This is a genomic window from Kitasatospora sp. NPDC101157, from assembly GCF_044768255.1.
GTDB lineage: Bacteria > Actinomycetota > Actinomycetes > Streptomycetales > Streptomycetaceae > Kitasatospora.
In genome coordinates, this window is the sequence record NZ_JBIWPL010000070.1 from 1 (window position 1) to 1700 (window position 1700).

Here is a 1700-nt window from a genome sequence, read left to right on the forward strand (position 1 = left end):
GCACGTGCCAGCGCGGGTGGGCGGCGAACCATGCCTTGGTGTGCTTGGCGGTGTGGGATGAGCCGTTGTCCAGCACCACATGGATCTCCTTACGCGGGTCGATCACCGTGTCGAGATGGTCGAGGAAAGTGGTGAAGGTAGCCGCGTTGTTGCGGGAGATGGGCTCGGTGAGCACCTCGCCGGTGGTCACGTCGAGGGCGGCCACGATCGAGGCGGTGCCGTGCCGGTGGTATTCGAACTCCTGGCGGACGGGGGTGCCGGGGCCGGCCACGCTGGTGGGGTGCTTGCGCGAGCGGGCGGCGATCGCGGTCTTCTCATCGACCGACAGCACCACCGCTCCGGCGGGCGGGGTGCGATACAGCCGGCAGATGTCCGCGGCCCGGTCCCAGAAGTCGGGGGTGTCGCGGCGGGTGAGCCAGCCACGCACCCGATGCGGTTTGAGGTCCAAGTCCGCAAGGATCCGCCCGACCTGGGACACGGAGATCGCCGCGAACACGGTGTCCGCTACCCGCGCGGCGATCGTGCGGTGGGACCACGTCGATTCCGGGTGCGGTGGCGTGCTGGTGGCGGCGGCCACCACCGCCACGCGAACCTCGCACCCGTACGTCCTGGGCCGCCCCGACCGCTTCGCGTCGTCCAGGCCGTCCGGGCCGCCGGCGGCGAACCGGCCTCGCCACTTGCGCACCGTGTTCACCGAGATCTCCAGCTCCCGCGCGATGGCACCGTTGGCCAGCCCGTCCGCCGCCGCGAGCACGATCCCCGCTCGCAGTACCTGCCGGACCTGCGCGGTCGCCGATGCCGCCAGCTTCTCCAGCCGCGCCCGCACCGGCTCTGTGAGCTCCACTGCGACCGCCCTCGCCCCCGTCATCGGCCCCCACTCCGCCCAACCACCGACCGAGACGGTGATCATGGCGCAGAGTGGCAGAAGCCTGCAGGATGGGGCCGTGCCGAAGAACCCGCCGCCATCGATGCAGGTCTCACTGCGTCAGCGTCTGAGCGACCACGCCCGTGCCCACTGGCCGCAGTTGACCGGAGTGACGATCCGTTACCGGGCAGGATTCGCCTACGTCGCAGGTGAACTGCCCGGCGAGGAACCGCTGCCGCTGTGCCGCCTGCGCTTCACAGGCGTCCTGCATACCTGGGGCTTCGCGCTCTACCTCGCCAGCCGTGACGGCTACGAAGACAACATCCTGCCCAGCGGCTCACCGGCGGGATCTCCCGAGGAAGCACTGGACTGCGCCTGCGCTCTGTACCTCGGCAACCCCACTGGGCGGCCCCTGTCCGACGCATCGACCCCGGCGCTCCGGTCATGAAGCCCCCCGCGCTGCCCGCACGGGTCACGTGGCACGACACTGACACAGCTGTCTTCCCCTACGCGGCCCGGGCCGACGGGCGTTGGTTGGTCCTGCGGCTCAACGACTTTCCCGAGCACCCCCTCTACACCCTGTTCATCGACGCACAGGTCATCTGCGACATGGACGACGTCCCGGTCACCTGGCGGTTGTCGCCCCGGGCAACACTCCCCGTTCTCACCGCGCCGGGCCGTGCGGAGGTACTCCGCCTCATGGCCGGCCTCGGCCCTTACGGAGCCGAGGCCGGCACCCCATGTACGGGTGACTGGTGCACCTGCAGCATCCTCACCGACGAATACGCCGCCAAGCCCAACACCCCTCCACGAACTTCCGCGGAGTAGCACTAGC

At 70.0% G+C, this 1700-nt stretch carries 3 protein-coding genes; 2 read left to right on the plus strand and 1 reads right to left on the minus strand.

Translation table 11 applies throughout. The annotated features are described in order from the left end of the window. Positions 1–844, minus strand: an 844-nt coding sequence (locus ACIRVF_RS42910; RefSeq protein ID WP_402830692.1) for an IS630 family transposase, incomplete at its 3' end; no start/stop codon positions are given. Between the two features lie 100 nt (positions 845–944). Between ACIRVF_RS42910 and ACIRVF_RS42915 the strand changes: the two genes are divergently transcribed. Together ACIRVF_RS42915 and ACIRVF_RS42920 are read left to right on the plus strand one after the other, a co-directional pair. Next, the gene (locus ACIRVF_RS42915; RefSeq protein WP_402830694.1) at positions 945–1313 is read left to right on the plus strand and encodes a hypothetical protein; all 369 of its coding nucleotides are present in this window, start codon (positions 945–947) and stop codon (positions 1311–1313) included. Further along, positions 1310–1693 carry a hypothetical protein gene (locus tag ACIRVF_RS42920; RefSeq protein ID WP_402830697.1) on the plus strand — a complete coding sequence of 128 codons (384 nt, stop codon included), beginning with the start codon at positions 1310–1312 and terminating at the stop codon, positions 1691–1693. The genes ACIRVF_RS42915 and ACIRVF_RS42920 overlap by 4 nt, the downstream gene beginning before the upstream one ends. Positions 1694–1700: the final 7 nt, after the last annotated feature.